At 42.2% G+C, this 17,825-nt stretch carries 20 protein-coding genes and 1 tRNA gene; 10 read left to right on the plus strand and 11 right to left on the minus strand.

All coding sequences use genetic code 11. The annotated features are described in order from the left end of the window. Window positions 1-153 precede the first annotated feature (153 nt). The 3 genes from ACXQIQ_RS05390 to ACXQIQ_RS05400 form a co-directional block, all read right to left on the minus strand. A complete protein-coding gene (locus ACXQIQ_RS05390) occupies window positions 154-1,956 on the minus strand; it encodes an ABC transporter ATP-binding protein (protein WP_439299790.1) in 1,803 nt (600 codons plus the stop codon). A gap of 18 nt (window positions 1,957-1,974) precedes the next feature. Continuing rightward, complete coding sequence (locus tag ACXQIQ_RS05395; protein ID WP_439299789.1) at window positions 1,975-3,729, minus strand: ABC transporter ATP-binding protein; 1,755 nt, start codon at window positions 3,727-3,729, stop codon at window positions 1,975-1,977. Window positions 3,730-3,958: 229 nt separating this feature from the next. Beyond that, window positions 3,959-4,501: a peroxiredoxin gene (locus tag ACXQIQ_RS05400; RefSeq protein ID WP_226552054.1), complete on the minus strand. Its 543-nt coding sequence runs from the start codon at window positions 4,499-4,501 to the stop codon at window positions 3,959-3,961. 361 nt (window positions 4,502-4,862) lie between these two features. Here ACXQIQ_RS05400 and ACXQIQ_RS05405 point away from each other — a divergent pair, with 361 nt between their 5' ends. Next, window positions 4,863-5,708 (plus strand): mechanosensitive ion channel family protein, encoded by an 846-nt coding sequence (locus ACXQIQ_RS05405; protein ID WP_439299788.1) that lies wholly within the window; start codon window positions 4,863-4,865, stop codon window positions 5,706-5,708. A 56-nt stretch (window positions 5,709-5,764) separates the two neighbouring features. Further along, window positions 5,765-5,968, plus strand: a complete 204-nt coding sequence (locus ACXQIQ_RS05410) for a ChaB family protein (protein WP_439299787.1) — start codon at window positions 5,765-5,767, stop codon at window positions 5,966-5,968. Between the two features lie 41 nt (window positions 5,969-6,009). On the opposite strand, the gene ACXQIQ_RS05415 is transcribed toward ACXQIQ_RS05410, so the two are convergent. From ACXQIQ_RS05415 to ACXQIQ_RS05430, 4 genes are all read right to left on the minus strand, one after another. Next, on the minus strand, window positions 6,010-6,258 hold the full coding sequence (locus ACXQIQ_RS05415; RefSeq protein ID WP_226552059.1) for a YkuS family protein: 249 nt from the start codon (window positions 6,256-6,258) through the stop codon (window positions 6,010-6,012). A gap of 240 nt (window positions 6,259-6,498) precedes the next feature. Beyond that, window positions 6,499-7,620, minus strand: coding sequence for an N-acetyldiaminopimelate deacetylase (locus tag ACXQIQ_RS05420; RefSeq protein WP_439301929.1), 1,122 nt, complete (start codon window positions 7,618-7,620; stop codon window positions 6,499-6,501). A 25-nt stretch (window positions 7,621-7,645) separates the two neighbouring features. Beyond that, window positions 7,646-8,365, minus strand: coding sequence for a 2,3,4,5-tetrahydropyridine-2,6-dicarboxylate N-acetyltransferase (gene dapD / locus ACXQIQ_RS05425; RefSeq protein WP_439299786.1), 720 nt, complete (start codon window positions 8,363-8,365; stop codon window positions 7,646-7,648). Window positions 8,366-8,432: 67 nt separating this feature from the next. Further along, a complete protein-coding gene (locus ACXQIQ_RS05430) occupies window positions 8,433-9,314 on the minus strand; it encodes a LysR family transcriptional regulator (protein WP_439299785.1) in 882 nt (293 codons plus the stop codon). A gap of 125 nt (window positions 9,315-9,439) precedes the next feature. Here ACXQIQ_RS05430 and ACXQIQ_RS05435 point away from each other — a divergent pair, with 125 nt between their 5' ends. After that, on the plus strand, window positions 9,440-10,183 hold the full coding sequence (locus ACXQIQ_RS05435) for a sulfite exporter TauE/SafE family protein (protein ID WP_439299784.1): 744 nt from the start codon (window positions 9,440-9,442) through the stop codon (window positions 10,181-10,183). Continuing rightward, entirely contained in the window at window positions 10,180-10,551 is a 372-nt protein-coding gene (locus ACXQIQ_RS05440) for a VOC family protein (RefSeq protein ID WP_439299783.1), read from the plus strand. Before ACXQIQ_RS05435 ends, ACXQIQ_RS05440 begins: the two co-directional genes overlap by 4 nt. Before the next feature lie 12 nt (window positions 10,552-10,563). Here ACXQIQ_RS05440 and ACXQIQ_RS05445 read toward each other — a convergent pair whose 3' ends face one another. Both ACXQIQ_RS05445 and corA read right to left on the minus strand, forming a co-directional pair. Continuing rightward, window positions 10,564-12,096, minus strand: coding sequence for an MDR family MFS transporter (locus tag ACXQIQ_RS05445; RefSeq protein WP_439299782.1), 1,533 nt, complete (start codon window positions 12,094-12,096; stop codon window positions 10,564-10,566). A gap of 66 nt (window positions 12,097-12,162) precedes the next feature. Continuing rightward, window positions 12,163-13,218, minus strand: a complete 1,056-nt coding sequence (gene corA / locus ACXQIQ_RS05450; protein WP_439299781.1) for a magnesium/cobalt transporter CorA — start codon at window positions 13,216-13,218, stop codon at window positions 12,163-12,165. Between the two features lie 159 nt (window positions 13,219-13,377). On the opposite strand from corA, the gene ACXQIQ_RS05455 reads away from it, so the two are divergent. The 3 genes from ACXQIQ_RS05455 (at window position 13,378) to ACXQIQ_RS05465 (ending at window position 14,442) form a co-directional block, all read left to right on the plus strand. Next, the gene (locus ACXQIQ_RS05455; protein ID WP_439299780.1) at window positions 13,378-13,551 is read left to right on the plus strand and encodes an aspartyl-phosphate phosphatase Spo0E family protein; all 174 of its coding nucleotides are present in this window, start codon (window positions 13,378-13,380) and stop codon (window positions 13,549-13,551) included. Window positions 13,552-13,895: 344 nt separating this feature from the next. After that, window positions 13,896-14,165 carry a hypothetical protein gene (locus tag ACXQIQ_RS05460; protein WP_439299779.1) on the plus strand — a complete coding sequence of 90 codons (270 nt, stop codon included), beginning with the start codon at window positions 13,896-13,898 and terminating at the stop codon, window positions 14,163-14,165. A 37-nt stretch (window positions 14,166-14,202) separates the two neighbouring features. Further along, window positions 14,203-14,442, plus strand: a complete 240-nt coding sequence (locus ACXQIQ_RS05465; protein WP_439299778.1) for a hypothetical protein — start codon at window positions 14,203-14,205, stop codon at window positions 14,440-14,442. Window positions 14,443-15,043: 601 nt separating this feature from the next. Here ACXQIQ_RS05465 and ACXQIQ_RS05470 read toward each other — a convergent pair. Both ACXQIQ_RS05470 and ACXQIQ_RS05475 read right to left on the minus strand, forming a co-directional pair. Next, window positions 15,044-15,119, minus strand: a tRNA-Val gene (locus ACXQIQ_RS05470). 119 nt (window positions 15,120-15,238) lie between these two features. After that, a complete protein-coding gene (locus ACXQIQ_RS05475) occupies window positions 15,239-15,751 on the minus strand; it encodes a phosphatidylglycerophosphatase A family protein (RefSeq protein WP_439301928.1) in 513 nt (170 codons plus the stop codon). 152 nt (window positions 15,752-15,903) lie between these two features. On the opposite strand from ACXQIQ_RS05475, the gene ACXQIQ_RS05480 reads away from it, so the two are divergent. The 3 genes from ACXQIQ_RS05480 (at window position 15,904) to ACXQIQ_RS05490 (ending at window position 17,678) form a co-directional block, all read left to right on the plus strand. Then, window positions 15,904-16,632: an alpha/beta hydrolase gene (locus ACXQIQ_RS05480; protein ID WP_439299777.1), complete on the plus strand. Its 729-nt coding sequence runs from the start codon at window positions 15,904-15,906 to the stop codon at window positions 16,630-16,632. Between the two features lie 98 nt (window positions 16,633-16,730). Then, window positions 16,731-17,249 carry a YjcG family protein gene (locus ACXQIQ_RS05485; protein WP_439299776.1) on the plus strand — a complete coding sequence of 173 codons (519 nt, stop codon included), beginning with the start codon at window positions 16,731-16,733 and terminating at the stop codon, window positions 17,247-17,249. A gap of 3 nt (window positions 17,250-17,252) precedes the next feature. After that, the gene (locus ACXQIQ_RS05490) at window positions 17,253-17,678 is read left to right on the plus strand and encodes a GNAT family N-acetyltransferase (RefSeq protein ID WP_439299775.1); all 426 of its coding nucleotides are present in this window, start codon (window positions 17,253-17,255) and stop codon (window positions 17,676-17,678) included. Window positions 17,679-17,825: the final 147 nt, after the last annotated feature.

Here is a 17,825-nt window from a genome sequence, read left to right on the forward strand (position 1 = left end):
ACTCTTACGATTCAGTGAAGATATTGTGATGAATCTCACAATTCATTCCACCTATATCGTATCAAGTACCAGTGAGTTTGTGAAGTATTGAGCATATTGTCAGATTTAAAAAGAGTGGAACCTGCTGGACACAGGCTTCCACTCTCTTCTGTATTACATGGCGTCCAACATTCTGAACTGGGAAACGATCAGATCGTAGTATTCACCTTTTTGTTTCATCAATTCGTCATGGTTCCCTTGTTCAATGAGGGTACCATGATCGAGAACAAAAATGTTGTCTGATTCCCGAATTGTAGATAGTCGATGTGCGATGATGATCGCTGTTCGACCTTTAAGAAGTGTTTGTAGAGCGTTCTGGATTTTCAACTCTGTCTCGGTATCAATACTTGCAGTCGCTTCATCCAAAATGAGAATTCTTGGATCTGCAAGCAATGCTCTCGCAAATGAAATCAACTGTCTTTCACCAACCGACAACACATTACCTCGTTCTTCAACTTCGGTTTCGTATTGATTATCCAGCTTTTCAATGAATGCACTTGCACCAACGGCCTCAGCCGCTTTAATGACTTCTTCATCTGTTGCATCTGGACGACCGAACCGGATATTTTCCATGATCGTGCCGGAAAAAATGAATGTGTCTTGAAGAACGACGCTGACTTTTTGCCGTAAACTATCCAGCTTCACGTCTTTAAGATCGGTCCCATCAATCTCGACAGCACCTTTCGTCGGATCATAGAACCTGCTGATCAGGTTGGCGATCGTTGTTTTACCTGATCCCGTATGACCGACGAGAGCGACCGTTTCACCAGCACCTATCGTGAGATTGATGCCATTCAATGCTTTACGTTTCTCATCATACGCAAATTCCACATCTTTGAATTCAATCTTACCATCGATTTCTTTGAATGTAATGGCATTTTCACGTTCAGAAACATTTGGTTTTTCATCTAAAAATTCGAAGATCCGTTCACTAGAAGCCATTGCAACCAACAGCTGGTTATACACTTGACCCATACGTGAAATCGGTTCCCAGAACATGCCGAGATAGAAAGCGAATGTTACGAAAACGCCGTAATCCATCCCGTTTTGAATCAAATACACACCAAACCAGATCAAGATAGCCGTTCCGATTGCATTGGACATTTCGACGAACGGACGGAAGACGGCACTCTTCTTCGTTGCATCCTTCCAGCTTTCAAACGTTTCCCCATTCACACCTTTGAAGAATCCCATGTTCTCCTTTTCCTGTGTATAGGATTGGGTAACACGGATCCCCTGAATACTCTCGTTTAAATGGGAATTCATTTTTGCTTGTTTAATCCGGACCGTCTGCCAGGAACGACGAATATTTCTTCGAAGTCTTGTTGATATGAAAAACATGATCGGCAGGATGATCATGATGGCCAGCGTCAATTGCGGACTCAACACGAACATGATGATGATAATCCCGACGAGCAGAAGGAAGTCCATCAAAAGATTGATGACCCCGTTCGTAAACAGTTCCTGCAACGAGTTGACATCATTGATGATCCTCACCAGGATCGAACCGCCCGATCGCTGATCGAAGAACCGATGGGACAATCGTTGGATGTGTTTGAACAGACCCTGACGGATGTCGTAGATGATGTATTGTCCGAGCTGATTCGTCCACTTGATCCGGAATGAGTTTGCAATCCAGGAAAGGATATATAAAGCAGAAATCCCGATGATCAGTTGGATCAGTAACGTTTCATCCTTGTCTTTGATTGCATGGTCGAACAAAAGAACCCCGATGAAAATCGGAATGACCAATCTTACCCCTGTTGTAATGAGCATCGTTATGATTGCTTTCGGAAGCAGATTGGATTGGTAAGGCTTCATATATCCGAATAGGCGGAGCATTTGCTGCCAATTGAACTGTTTTTCAATCGCCTGGTCTTGAGAATAATGAAATCGTTTATTCGTATTCGAACTCAACTTGTTTCACCCCCATTTTTAACCTGTTTGTCTTTGTTTAATGACTTCTTTATCTTTATACTGGATGTCATAGACGCGTCGGTACATGCCATCCTGTTCAATCAGTTGTTCATGCTTCCCTCTCTGGGCGACCTTACCTTCTTCAAGCACCAAGATTTCATCCGCATGTTTGAGCGACGAAATACGATGAGCGATGATGAATGTTGTGCGGTCCTTCATCACTTCCTGGAAAGCTTTTTGAATCTTGAATTCGGTTTCCATATCAACAGCACTGGTTGCATCGTCCAGGATGAGGATACTTGGATCAGAAAGAATCGCTCTTGCGATGGCAATTCTCTGCTTCTGTCCACCGGACAATCCCATTCCACGCTCTCCGAGAACGGTGTCATAACCGTCTGGCAGCTCCATGATGAACTCATGTGCTTGCGCACGTTTTGCAGCATCGACAACTCTTTCAATCTCAATATCAGCATCTCCATAAGCGATGTTGTCCCTTATGGTAGAAGAGAACAAGAATGTTTCTTGGAGCACGACTCCGACATTCTTCCGAAGAGATTTGATCGAATATTCCTTGATGTCTCTTCCATCAATGAGGATTGAACCTTCTTTCGGTTCATAGAAGCGAGAGATCAACTGGGTAATCGTCGTTTTACCTGCTCCCGTTGCACCTAGGAGACCGATTGTCGTTCCTTTCGGAGCTTTGAATGAAACATTTTTCAAAGCTTCTTCATCTTCACTTGCATATTTGTGCGTTACATTTTTGAATTCGACATCTCCATTCATCCGTTTGATGTCCAAAGGGTTCTCGACGTCTTGAATGTCTTCAGGTTCATCCAATATTTCTAACAGACGTTCACCTGATGCTTTTGATTGGGAGAACGTATTGATGACGAATCCGAGCATCATGATCGGCCAGATGATGTACCAGACAAGACTGAAGAACGCAACGAGCTCACCTGGTTGTAGATCACCATTGAATACGAGGAAACCTCCATAAGATAGAAGGAACACGACACAAAGGTTCCCGATCAGTTCCATGAGTGGGAAGTACTTTGCCCAAATGTCTGACGTGTTCAAGTAGTTATCTCGATAATCCTTATTGTTATTTACGAACTTACCAATTTCGAAATCTTCACGGGACAATGATTTGATCGTGTTGATTCCACTTACGTTTTCCTGCACTTTCGTATTCAATCGTCCCATCGATTTACGGATACCCCGGAATGCGGGATGCACTCGTTTATCGAACCGGTAGACGGCAATAGCCAGGAAAGGAAGCATTCCTAAGGTCACCAATGCCAACGGAATGGAGTAATAGAACATGACCGCTAAACTGAACGAAACCAACAACAGGAAGTTGATGATTTGTGCGAATCCGAAGGATAAAAAGAACCGAAACCCCTCAACATCCGCCGTCAAGCGTGACATCAGGTCTCCGGTCTTCGCATTGTCATAGTATCGAAACGGTAAGTATTGGAGCTTCTTATATAAAGCTTGCCTTAACTTATATACCGCCGTAACCCCGAACAAATCACCAAGATATTGATGAAAGAAGGTAGCTGTCCCTTTGATCATCATGATGAAAATGAAACCGATGGCCAAATATGGGATCCACCTATATTGTTCTTTCAGGATGACTTCGTCGATCGTGAATTGTAACAACATCGGATATACGACGGTTATTCCGGATACAAACAATAACGAAAATACGGATAAAAGGAAGTACTTTCGATAAGGCCAATAAAACTCTTTCAACCGCTTAAACGTATCCAAATTACACACCTGCCTTTTATGTATTGTTTAAAAAGTCATAATATAAATAATATAACGGAATCCGAAATAAATAACCATAATTTTGCTTAAATTGATGGATCAGGTTTTAGATTGAACTGGGAAATCCCTTGTTTCAAGTGTGCATCTACAATACGTATGAATATTCCGAATATTATATGCCGTAAAAAAAGAGACTGACTTAGAAGTCAGCCTCTCTTTCAGGCTTAAATTACAAAGTTTCTTGACCTGGCTTCCAGTTTGCAGGGCAAAGTCCGCCAGTTTGAAGAGCTTGTAGTACACGTAGCGTTTCATCAACGTCACGTCCGATGTTGTTGTGGTTCACAACAGAGTACATGAGCTCGCCTTCTGGGCTGATGATGAATAGTCCACGAAGTGCTACACCTTCTTCTTCAATTAGAACACCATAGTCATCAGAAACTTTGTGGTTCGTATCTGCTGCTAGTGGATATTTCAATTGTCCAAGACCATTGTCATCACGGTTTGTGTTGATCCAAGCCAGGTGAGTGTGAATTGTATCAGTAGATACACCAATCACTTCAGCATCAAGATCTTCAAACTCGTCGTAACGGTCGCTTAGTGCCGTAATTTCAGTCGGGCAAACGAAAGTGAAGTCCATTGGATAGAAGAAAAGAACTGTCCACTTGTCGTTTTTCATGTTTTCTTCAAGGCTTACTTTACCGAATTCTTTGTTTGGAAGTACTGCATCCATTTCAAAGCGCGGTGCTTGTTTTGCTACCATACGTTCTGCCATTGTGTAAAACCTCCTGAAAGATGAAAGATTTTATTAAAAAAGGTTCGTACAGGTGGGGTTGTCCTACCTGTCACATCCCCTTTCTTAACTCCATTTTTTCTACAGCTATAATTATAGTTAATCCTTTCTTAATAGTCAATATTAAGTGAGAATTAGTTTAATATAGCTTTTAAGACAAGATTACTATTCCCAATTTCTTCTTATTTTAATCAGGAAAGCCCCTGTCCATCGTCCATTCTACCTTGTTTCATCTCTTAACTCAAAGGATATACTTATAGAAGACCATATCAATTGCGATTAACCACTTTAATTGGTTATAGTGGTACTAGCCTATCATCATGAATCAAGGAGTTGAAGCAGATTGACAGATATTATTGCGAACATTGATTGGGCAGGAATACTGAAAAATATCGGGATCACCTCCATTAAACTGATTGTCATCCTGATTATTTTCGCCATTGTAAAAAGCATAGGAAATCGACTGATTCGTACATCATTTGAAAAATTAGAAAACAGAAAAGATATGACAGCAGGTCGGGCACACACACTTAGAAGTCTGACAAAGAGCATTTTTTCTTATGTACTGATCTTTATACTCGTAGTAGTCGTTCTAGGTACGTTCGGAATTGATATTGCTGGTCTGATTGCCGCTGCAGGTATTGTAGGATTAGCGATCGGATTCGGTGCACAAGGACTCGTAAGTGACGTCGTGACTGGATTTTTCATCTTACTGGAGAAACAATTGGATGTAGGTGATTATGTAACAGCAGCAGGTATGGGTGGAATCGTTGAAGAAACAGGTTTGCGTACAACCCATATCCGTGGATTCGATGGTACATTACACTTTGTTCCAAATCGTGAAATCAGCACAATCAGTAACCACACGAGAGGTAATATGAGAGCTTTAGTGGATATCGGTATTTCTTATGATGATGATATCGATAAAGCGATTGAGGTCCTACAAGAGGCTTGTGATCGAGTTGCGGAAACGAATGAAAACATCGTAGATGGACCAAATGTCGTTGGTGTTCAAGAGCTTGGAGCTTCTGATGTCGTAATCCGTGTCATTGCACAAGCGAAGACGAACATGCAGTGGGCGGTTGAACGTGAACTACGTAAAGCGATGAAACAAGCGCTTGATGCAAACGGAATTGAAATCCCATTCCCTCATCAAGTGTATATCAACAAGACGGAAAACAACGGCTAAGTTTATCTGACCGTCATTCCGGGTACCCTTCTTATCAAAAAGGAGGGTACTTTTTTATGCCATACGATAAGAAAAGTGAACTGCCTGACCAGGTAAAGGACAACTTGCCAAAACACGCTCAAGAAATCTATAAAGAAGCCTTCAACTCAGCAAGCGAGCAATATGATCAAGAAAAGACAGCACACAAGGTCGCTTGGAGTGCGGTAAAAGAAAAGTACACCAAAAATGAGAACGACAACTGGGTCAAGAAAGACGATTGATAAAAGAAGGGATAGCCTCGGGCTATCCCTTTCATTATGGATTATGATTGTTGGAAACGTTGATCGATTTGTTGGCACACATCATCTGCAGACATTCCATGTGCATTGATGACAGACCCTTGTGTCATGGTATTCTGGATCCCCATCACGTTTTCATCCTGACCTGTGATCACACAGCAATCACAGTCAGCCGCATCTTGCTCTTGTTGCAATTGTTTTACATCGTATCCTTTGCTTTGAAGCGCCTCTTGTACAGCAGACAAAGATTGTTCAACTCCAATACGTGGCATACCTTCCACCTCCTCCGCACTTTCTCTTAAGTTAACCGGATGTGGCAGGCGATATGCACGGGATGTGTGGTGATGAAGGCATTGGCATGGATCAAGAGCTTCTTGCGGGGTGCGATCTCGAAGATTTCGCGTTTTCGGGGTGCACAATAGCCTCTTGCGAGGTGCGATACTCCGTTTCCTCCCCGTTTCGGGATGTGCAACCACCGCTCATCCCACAAAAAAGAGCCCTCCACCAGGGCTCTAGTTCGCTTTTTTGGTTATATAATCGACGAGCAGATCAACTGCTACCTTGAGTGCATCTTCATTCGGTTCAATCTTTGAGTGATGCAATCCATACGGTGTATCGACGCCGAGCCAGAACATGAATCCAGGGATCTCTTTCAAGAAATAACCGAAATCTTCTCCTGTCATCGCTTTATCACTCACAACGAGCTCATACTTGCTATCCTCTACAAACTTCATGAACTCCTCAGTCAGCTCAGGGTCATTGTCAACCTGATAATAATTCGCGCCATAATCGATTTCTGCCTCGCATTCAAATCCAGTTTCAATGCCGGAAACGAGTGCCTCGATCCGCTTCTTCACGTTCTCCATCGCCTCTGGTGACAATGTACGGATCGTCCCTTCGATTCGCGCTTTTTCCGCAATGATGTTCTGTTTCGTTCCACCCGTGATTTTACCGATTGTAACGACTGCAGAGTCCAACGGATCGATGTTCCGAGAAACGATCGTTTGCATCATGGAAACGAGATTACTGCCCGCAACAACCATGTCATTCGCCTTGTGTGGATAGGCTGCGTGACCACCTTTTCCTTTCAGATCGATGAACAATTCTGAGGTGTTAGCGAACAATAACCCTTCCTTCGTACCAATCGTACCGACCGGCAATTCAGGTGAAATATGGAGAGCCACCATCATATCAGGTCGAAAAGCATTGAACTCCATGCTTTCCAGAATAGGGAGCGCTCCACCTGGACCTTCTTCTGCTGGTTGAAATACAAACAATATATGATCCTTCGGCTGATTGGATGCAAAGTGCGTCAGAACACCAAGCGCAATCGTCATGTGAAAATCATGACCACACGCATGCATCATCCCAGGGTGTTCTGATTTGAAATCGTATGAGGTTTCCTCTTCAATCGGTAACCCGTCGATATCCGCCCGATAACCGATCGTTTTCTCCGGGTCCGCTCCATGCACCTTTACCATTAGGCCTGTCTTCCACTCCATCACTTCAAGATGTTCTTGTGGCAACGACTGGATTTTATCTAACAAAAAGCGCTGGGTCTTCACTTCTTGAAAACCCAGCTCTGGTATACGGTGTAGAGAGCGGCGAATATCAATGAGATCATCGTGGGATATCATTTCTGCCCTCTCCTTTTTCAAATTAGTCTTCCTTCAACTGGCGAAGTTCTTGCTTGATTTCAGTCTTTCCTTTTGTCTTCTCATCAATTTTTTTGATGACGCGAGCTGGTGTCCCAGCGACAACAGACAGTGGAGGTACGTCTTCAGTCACGACAGCTCCTGCTGCGACAACGGAGCCTTCTCCAACTGTAACACCTTCAAGGATTACAGCATTTGCACCAACGACAACGCCATCTTCAACGACGACTGGCTTTGCAGAAGGTGGCTCGATGACACCTGCTAATACAGACCCTGCACCGATGTGGCAGTTCTTACCGACTGTTGCGCGTCCGCCAAGGACAACGTTCATGTCGATCATTGTACCTTCACCGACGACAGATCCGATGTTGATCATAGCACCCATCATGATGACTGCATTTTTACCAATTTCAACTTGGTCACGGATGACTGCGCCTGGCTCGATACGAGCTTGTACGCCTTTCAAGTCCAACAGAGGTATTGCAGAGTTGCGACGATCGTTTTCGATTACATAGTCTTCAATCGCAGCTTCGTTCTGTTCAATCGCAGCTTTAATTTCTTTCCACTCACCAAAAAGGACGCCAGTATTCCCAGTAATGAATGATTTCGTAGTCGATCCGAAATCAATTCCTTCAATATCCCCTTTGATATGTACTTTGACAGGTGTTGACTTTTCACTATTTTGAATAAACGAGATGATCTCGTTTGCATCCATCATTTTCATAAACCAATTCCTCCTTCAATTTTCTCAATCTCAATCGGATTAATTTTATCGTATTTTCACGCTGTTGTTAAGTATGACCGTTTCCCTTCATCTCATTGATGAGGTCGATGAACGCTTTCACTTGCTTCAATTGTTGCGAAGCTTCACTGTATATAATCCACGTATCCCGCACCAGCGGCTCTTTCTTCTCATTCTTGATCGGGATCGTATGGAAGTTCGATTCTTCTTTCGGAAGACTGATCGACGGTAAAATGGCATAACCGATTCCGTTGAGGGCCATCTGTTTGCATGTTTCGATCTGGTCGACGACTATCGTACGCTTTGGTGATGATTTGAACTGACGAACCCACCAGTCCTGAATCTCTTGATAATAAGTAGAATGACTTTTGAACTGGATGAAAGGTCTCGTTGTTCCCTCTAACTCTTCAAGGGACTGGATTTTCGTATCCACGAGATGTAATTCATCAGATATCAAGTGTTCTTTCGGACCTTTCCAATCCGGATGACCTCTGATGATCCCTACATGGAAATGGTCTCCGTAAAGTTGTCTCTGAACCTCACTACTCCAGCCCGTCACGAGCGAAATTTTCACATTTGGAAATCGCTCTACATATTCCTTCAGTACTTTAGGCAGCCAATATTGACCGATGATCGACGCTACCGCTAGTTTCAACGTTCCATGGACAACGTCTCCCATAGACAATACTTCGTCTCTCACTTCCTCTTCTGTCTGTATCGTTCGATTGACGAACTCGATGACCTTTTCCCCTGCAGGTGTCAACGTCAATCCCTTCTGAGAGCGGATGAACAGTTTCGCTCCCCACCGCTGTTCAATTGATTGGAGACGTTGGCTTAACGCAGGCTGGGAAACATATAGTCTTTCTGAAGCCTTTCGCATGTTCAGTTCTTCTGCGAGAATATTCAATACATGGAACTCCGTCATTTGCATGACTTACTCACACACCTTGGTCCATAAGTTTTTCTTATCATAAAGTATAAATTAATTGTCATTTTATTATAACGAATCATGCCATAAGATAACACTATAAGCAAACTTGGAAGAAGGTACCAAAAATGACGCTACTTTTGATATTGATCGGATTCAGCGCAACATTCATCGGCACATTAGCGGGCAGTGGCGGACTCATCAACCTGCCTGCCATGTTGGTAGCAGGGATTCCCATCCATACTGCCATCGCATCCAACAAGTTCTCGAACATGCTCAGTTCATTCTCCAGTTTCTATGTATTGTTACGGAAAAAGGAAGTCCAATTCCGGGCCGCAGCCAAAATTGCACCATTCAGCCTAGCAGGCGGTGTAGTAGGTGGCATGATTGCATCCTCTCTATCGGAAAGGACGATGCTTTTGATCGGAATCAGCCTGTTGATCTTTGCTTTCCTTCTATCGTTTTTGAAAAAACCGCCAAAGGTCGATGATGGGATAGAGCGATTATCCAAATGGTCATATCCAGGTCTTTTCGGCATCGGCACTTATGACGGCATGTTCGGTCCCGGGCAAGCGACCTTCCAGATGTATCTGTTCTTCTACCAGGGCGTTTCATACCTCAGGACCATTGCGTATACGAGGTTCAATACCTTCCTAAGCTGTTTAGGCGCATTCGTCAGCTTCTATATTGCCGGACACTTGGATTGGAAAATTGCACTCCCTCTAGCTGTTGGTTCACTGATTGGTGCACAGACAGCTGTCCGCCTCGCAGGCAAATTCTCGAAATCAGCCGTCAAACTCATTCTGAGAGCCATCACGATTTTATTGTTGCTACAGTTGATCTATCAAATGATTGGAGGAAAACTTTCATGACGAAAATACATTTTGAAAGATTACACCACGTTCAAGTTTGCATCCCCACAGGTGAAGAGGATACCGCCCGAAACTTTTACACAGAAGTTCTAGGGCTCGATGAAATCGAGAAACCCGAAGCGTTGAAAGCAAACGGCGGCCTCTGGTATGAAGTCGCCGGTATTGAACTGCATATCGGGACAGAGCCTCATACCGAACAAAGTAAAAGACACCCCGCATTTGCTATCAGAAATTTGGAACAGGTCAAGGAATATCTCATCCAAAAAGGTGTCAAGATCAAGGAAGAAACCCAAATTCCTGGTATGAAACGATTTTCGTTTTTCGACCCATTCAACAATCGGATCGAACTTTTAGAGACCGATAAGTAAGGAGAATGTCATTTAGACACTCTCCTTCTCTGTTTTATTCTGTTGATCCTTCTTAGGTAAAAACGCAATTAAGATGAAACTCATCACTGCTAGAATGAAAACCCCGAGATAGACACTGTCCATGGAAATAGTAAGCCCTTCTTGCAGGAGTGACAACGTTTCTGGAGAGAGTTTCTCCCTTTGGGATTTTTCGAGCAGGATGTTTGCAGCATCAATCGATATAGATTCATCCAGGTTGGCATTGTTTTCTTGTAAGTATGTTTGTAGTTGATTGTTCAAGATTCCTCCGAGTAGACTCGCTCCGATTGCACTTCCTAAAATCCGCATGAACATATTCGAAGCGGTCGCGACCCCACGCTTCTTCCAATCAACAGAAGACTGGATGGAGACGATGAACGTGGTCGTAGACAGACCCATACCGACTCCTATGATGAATGACCCGATTCCTGCCCATATCGGACCTTTGGAAGGATCCAGATTCATGAAGAAGATGGACCCAATCATGAGCGCTACGCCACCACCTACAGCGACGGTACGGAAACCGAGTTTGATGATCAGCCTTCCTGCAAGTGTGGAAGCGATCGGCCAACCGATAGACATCGTCGTAAGGGTGAATCCAGCTACGAGTGGCGACTCTTCCATCACCCCTTGAACATAAGCAGGCAGGAAAGAAGATACTCCGAACAGTATCGCTCCAGTAGTGAGTGACGCTAGATTAGCCAATGTAATCAATCGATCTTTCCATATACTCAATGGCATGGTCGGTTCTGCAGCCCTTTTCTCCTGATAGATGAAGAGCATGAAGCTCACTGCAAACAGACTGAACAGACCGATGATTTGCCAGGAAGTCCAGGGTAATGTGACACCGCCTTGAATGAGAGCGATCATTAAGCTGCTAACTGCCACAAAAACCAAAAACGCACCTATGTAATCAATTTCATGTTTTTTCTTTTCAACGTCTTCATGTAAAAATAAAACGGTACCGAGAATCGCAAGTATACCAAGCGGGATGTTCAACCAAAAAACGTATGCCCAATCAACATAAAGGACGATGAAACCACCCAATGCTGGCCCTATGACAGCTGAAATTCCCCAAACACTTTCTAAATATCCTTGGATCTTCGCTCTTTCTTCCATTGTATACATATCACCGACGATGGTCGTGGCGATCGGCATGACCGCTCCCGCTCCAAGACCTTGTATCAATCGGAACAAGATGAGCATTTCCATTGATTCTGCAAACCCGCACAAGATAGAGCCAATCATGAACAACCCTACACCGAAGGTAAAAACAGGCTTTCTCCCGAAGAGGTCTGATAGCTTACCGTAGATCAATATGGTGACCGCTTGCATAAGTAAATAGGCCGAAAACACCCAACTGTATAATCTGAAACCACCTAAGTCAGCCACGATGCTCGGCATAGCAGTCGATACGATCGTCCCTTCGATCGCAGCCATGAACATAGCCAAGATGACAGATGTTAACACGAGTGGACGGATCGTTGATTTCTCCCGAATCCCCGTTAGAATATCCTCTTTCGTCATGCTTTCACTTCCAATTTCTCTATTTGTAAACTCCTCCCATTATACCAACCATTACTGAAAATTGGGTCAGAACCAGCGTTTTCTTTTGAAATAGAGAATCATCCCAAGCGTCATCGCAATCATCAATCCCCAAACGACTGGGTATGCCATCGGTTCATCCAACTCAGGCATATACATGAAGTTCATTCCGTAGATACCAGCTATGAAAGTCAAAGGAATGAAGATCGTCGAAACGATGGTCAGTACCTTCATGACCTCGTTCATCTTATTGCTGACACTTGAAAAATAAACGTCCAGCAAGTTCGCTGCCATTGTTCTCGTCATCTCCACAGTATCCATGACATGAATGATATGGTCGCTGACATCCTTCAAATAGAACCCAGTATTCAAGTCAATCACTTTCGTTTTTTCTAGTCCTGTAATGATTTCTTTTACTGGCCAGACGATCTTCCGTAGATGCATGCCGATGTTCTTATAATAATAGATTTGCTGTAGGACGGTCTGATCGGGATTCATCACCATGTCTTCCTCTATTTGCTCGATATCCGATGAAATCCGCTCAGATTCAATCAGATACTGATCGACTATGGCATCTAATATGGAATAGACGAGATATCCCGCGGACATGTTGCGAATTCTCCCTAGGTTTTGGCGGATCGCTTTCCGTACAGGTTCAAGCACATCCCCTTCCCTTTCCTGAATTGTAAAGATCGTCTGGTCCTTGATAATGATACTTATCTGTTCTTCTTCTATTTCTACTTCCTCTTTATTGAACCAGACCATCTTCAAGATCATGACAACGTAATCGTTCAGTATGTTGATCTTGGGCCGGTGCTCTGTATTCAAAATATCCTCAATCAACAATGGATGTACACCGTATTCATCCCGGATGAATTTGAAGACATTGATATCGTCTAAACCTTCTATGTTCACCCAAGTGACGGATTGAGAATCTGTATAGGGAAGGATATCTTCAACTTGATCCACTTTCCTCTCTACCAGATTTTCACCCAAATAATCAATGATTGATATTTTTGTCGTAGAGGCTTCTTCATCTCCAACGTAAACCAATGAGCCTGGGGGAAGACCTTTCTTTTTCACCATTTCTCTTTCCTTACTCATCTTTTCACCACCAATAGGATAAAATGAATGTCGATTCATTATGCCGTCCAATTCTATTTCTGTCGAATCTTAAGAACTTTAGACGAATCTATTTTCAATATCTTGCTTTTGTAAGATAATGTACAAGGCTAATCTTTACAATAGACGGAGGGAAGATAAATGTTATCACTCACCATCGAGCGCAAGCGAGCACAAATGTTAGAAACCGCTAAAATCCATGGCATGTCATCGACAGAAACGTTGAAATGCAGTCAAGAATTAGACCGTCTTCTACAGCTACATCTCTCGAATCAATTGCGAGATCGAAATAGGGCATTTAAAAAGATTTCATGATTGTATCGTAATATATTTCGAGTAGTGAAATAAATAAAATTGAAGACTCTCCAATGGCAATACCTCTATCTCATCCTTTTCAAGATGGTACTCATCATTTGTAAATCTAATATACCCTTACTTCCATGTCTGAACACTTCTTCAACTTGTCATATACGTTTACAAAAGAATACTAGGATGGCTTTATTCATTTAACATCCATTACGATGTTTCACTTCGTATGGGTGTTTTTTGTTTGCATTCAAAGATTCCTCACCTATTTTAGATACTTGTCTATACCAAACCGAGGGCCTTTCCATATAGTGTAGTATAACTGTGAACATTTAAGTAAAGGAGGAATGGTTGTGGGTAGAGGTTTTTTTGGAAATGAGGATTGGAAAAAGAAAAAGGAAGACCGCTGCGAAGGCTGTATTTGTGATGTATTCAGAACGCTAGATAAAGGTGCAAGGGTCAAAATTGCGTTCCTATCAGAAGAATTTTTCACAAACGGTGGTGAGATTAATTTTACATTTTTATGTTTTGATGACAAAACATGTTGCGTTACTTTAAGAGACGATAATGAAGCTGTATTGGTGGATTGTAGAGACATAATCGCAATTGAATTATTGGATTAGTGGCTCTGACACTATATGACCATAGAGAGGAGGAGCGATGATTGTGAAAGAAAATATATGCGATAGCTGCGTATGCCGTTTTTTACAAAATTTAGAACAAGGCACAGAAATCAGAATTGCTATCAAAAACACAGATGATTTTTTTGAAAAGGAAAACTTCTTTTTAGTTTGTTTTGATCCAAAGAATTGTTGTGTGACGGCAAAAAGAGATGATGGTGGTAACATCGTTATCTTCGATTGTAGAGCAATCGCTGGCGTTCAGGTTGTTAATTCCTAACATTAAAAAGGACAAAGGAGGTGTTTATCATGAGTTGTAGTTGCCATTCTATCGATCGGTCGAAGGGAGACAAAAGATGTAAAAGCTGTGCTTGTCGTGTCTTCAAAACGCTAGATGTCGGCACCACAATACGTATTATTATTGGTGATGATGATTACTTTGAAAACCAAGAGTTCACATTTGCGTGTTTTGATGAACAGGATTGTTGTGTCACCTTACAAGATAGGAGCAGAGATGAGACATTCATCGTAGATTGTCGTGCCATTAAAGGCGTGAAATTTGAAAGTTAATGTTTGAAGCTCTTATATCAACAAGGGGATTGACCTAACACAATTTCAGATTAGGATCGGATAGGGGTTATCTCTTTTCAGCTTGTTCATAGTAATAAATCCTCCATTTGTATCATCTGTCTTTATAACATAACTGAAAAGATCTTTAATTGTCCGGTCTTTTTCTTTCCTTTAGTAAAATATTGTTTTAACTACATAAGATATTTGGTTCTTAAATTACGTTTAACAACTTAACTATTACTTTTAAGAATTCCTTTTACATTATAAAAAAACCACTCTCCCATAAGGAAAAGTGGTCGGTTTAATATGTATGGTGACCCGTACTGGGCTCGAACCAGTGACCTCTACCCTGTCAAGGTAGCGCTCTCCCAACTGAGCTAACGGATCATTTTCAGCTTTTAGCGGACAAGTAATACTATACTGGCAATTTATCATTCTGTCAACAGACTAAATAAGATTTTTTGCAGAGCTCCCATTACAGCAAATGGAAGCTCTCATATCGGTAATTATCCAATCCGTTCTTCTTCATCCCGCTTACGGATTTCCTCTTCTTTCAAGTTCTCTTCACGATCTCGAATTCTGTGAGCGAGCCGGCTTGATGCATTCGCAGCTAAACTAGCGATCAAGTCATCCAAGAACGTGTGAACTCCGTTTCCTTTCTTCGTATCTAGCTTTTCGATGATCCCGATTTTCTGTTTATCTAGATGACCGAAAGTCGTAATCGCGATACTTCCGTACCCTAGCACTGCACCCATAGCAATCGTTTCATCAACGCCGAATAATCCTTCGTCCGTTTCGACGATGGACTGAAGGGGTTCAGACAGTTTGTTCTGTTCTGCTAGTTTATCCAATTCGATACCAACCAATAACGCGTGCTGAATCTCTCTTTTTTCGAGCACAGCTTCCACACTCTCAATGCAATCTTCCATCTTCAATGTCGGGGCATATGGAATCTGCATTTCATATACGATCTCGGCTACATCGACAATTTTAATCCCTCGCTCGTTCAATAGGTTCATCGTTGCAGCTTTCACGTCTTTACTGTGTACACGTTTTTTCAAGAAGATCTCCCCTTTCGATGCAAGTTCATGTGTGCTTGCTTATATTCATTATAGCATTTATGTTACAATCAATCTCAGGTTATTCCAATTGTATACGGAGGATGATGACCATGAAACTAAATGGAAAACGTGAAGAGAAAACGATTTATAGTGAAATTCTTGATGAAGAGATCAGCTTATACATCTACTTACCTCCATCTTATACGCCATTGTTACGATATTCCGTACTTATTGCACAAGATGGAAAAGACTATTTCAATCTTGGGAAAATTGCAAGATCATCTGAGACTTTGTTTGAAGATGGTGCAATTGAGGAATTCATCATCGTAGGTGTTCCATATAAAGATGTGAATGATCGTCGTAGAAAGTACCATCCATCTGGTGAGGAACATTCCAAGTATGTCCGATTCCTTGTTTATGAATTGCTACCATTTATTGAAGAAGAATATTCAACCTTGGAACTTGCAAGTGCGCGGGCGATGATCGGCAGTTCACTCGGCGCCACGGTATCTTTACTGACTGCATTAGACTATCCCCGTACGTTCGGGAAGCTTGCACTCCAGTCCCCTTTCGTGAACGATCATGTACTTGAAAGAGTCTCCAATTTGAAGGATCCATCCTTGTTATCCATTTATCATGTCGCTGGTAAGGGCGAAACGGAAGTGGAAACGACAAATGGTGAAATGAAGGACTTCATCAATCCGAACAGGGATCTGAATAAAGCACTCACAGAGCGTTCATTCGGAGAGTATTATTATGAAGAATTCGACGGAGACCATAAATGGACGTATTGGCAGCCTGATATTCCTAAAGCATTGAAGTTCCTTTTTCCTAATTAAGGACAGTCCTTGGAATATGAGTATGAAATAGTAAGAAAATTTGCTATAATAGAGTTGCTCAAAATAAAGATAATGGATGAAGCACGAGGAGGGAAATTATGAAATACGGTATCGCGATTTTTCCATCGAAAAAACTACAAGACCTTGTAAATTCATATCGTAAACGTTACGATCCTCATTATGCGTTAATCGCTCCTCACTTGACATTAAAGGATCCTTTCGATGTCGAAGATGAAGATGAGTTGAAAGAAATGGCCCGACAAATCCATGAAATCTCAGATAATATCCAACCTTTTCAACTGAACGTTTATAAGGTCGGCTCTTTCCATCCGGTCAACAACGTCATTTACTTCAAGGTAAAGGAAGAGGAACGTTTGACGAAGCTTCATGAAGAACTTCATAAAGATGAACTATATAGTGAGCGGCCATATAATTTTGTTCCACATATTACATTGGCACAAAAACTTTCTGATGAAGAACATCACGATGTGCTGGAATCCTTGAAAATGATGGATATCGACCATACTGAACAAGTGGATCGCTTCCAATTACTCTATCAGTTGGAGAATGGATCCTGGACCGTATTTGAAACTTTTCATCTTGGAAAGGTCCGATAGGATATGTTGAAAGTCGAAGTCGTAACGGACGACTCCAAAATGAAAGATGCCTTTTCCATACGTTCAACTGTTTTCATTGAAGAGCAGAATGTTCCAGAAGAAGAGGAAATCGATCAATATGAGAAGGATTGCACTCACTTCGTCGTTTATGACGATTCTACTCCGATTGGAGCTGGGAGAATCCGATATGTCGACGATTATGCGAAAATTGAGCGGGTCTGTGTATTGAAAGAATACAGAGGCACTGGTGCCGGTAAACTGTTGATGGAGAATATGGAACAAGAAGCGATTCAACAAAATGTCCATAAGTTTGTACTACACTCTCAAACACACGCCGAACCGTTCTACACAACAATTGGTTATCAAACTAATTCGGACATTTTCATGGATGCCGGTATTCCACATGTAGCAATGGAAAAAGTGATATAAACTCTATTATTACGTATATTCTTAAAACGACCTTTTCAGTAGGTCGTTTTTTGTTTTTGGTTGATTTGACCTGGTTCCAACATATGTTTATTTCTCACCCTGCATGAACAAACTGAGTATAGATTGTTGGAATCGGAGGAATTCATG

The organism is Pseudalkalibacillus sp. Hm43 (assembly GCF_054170705.1).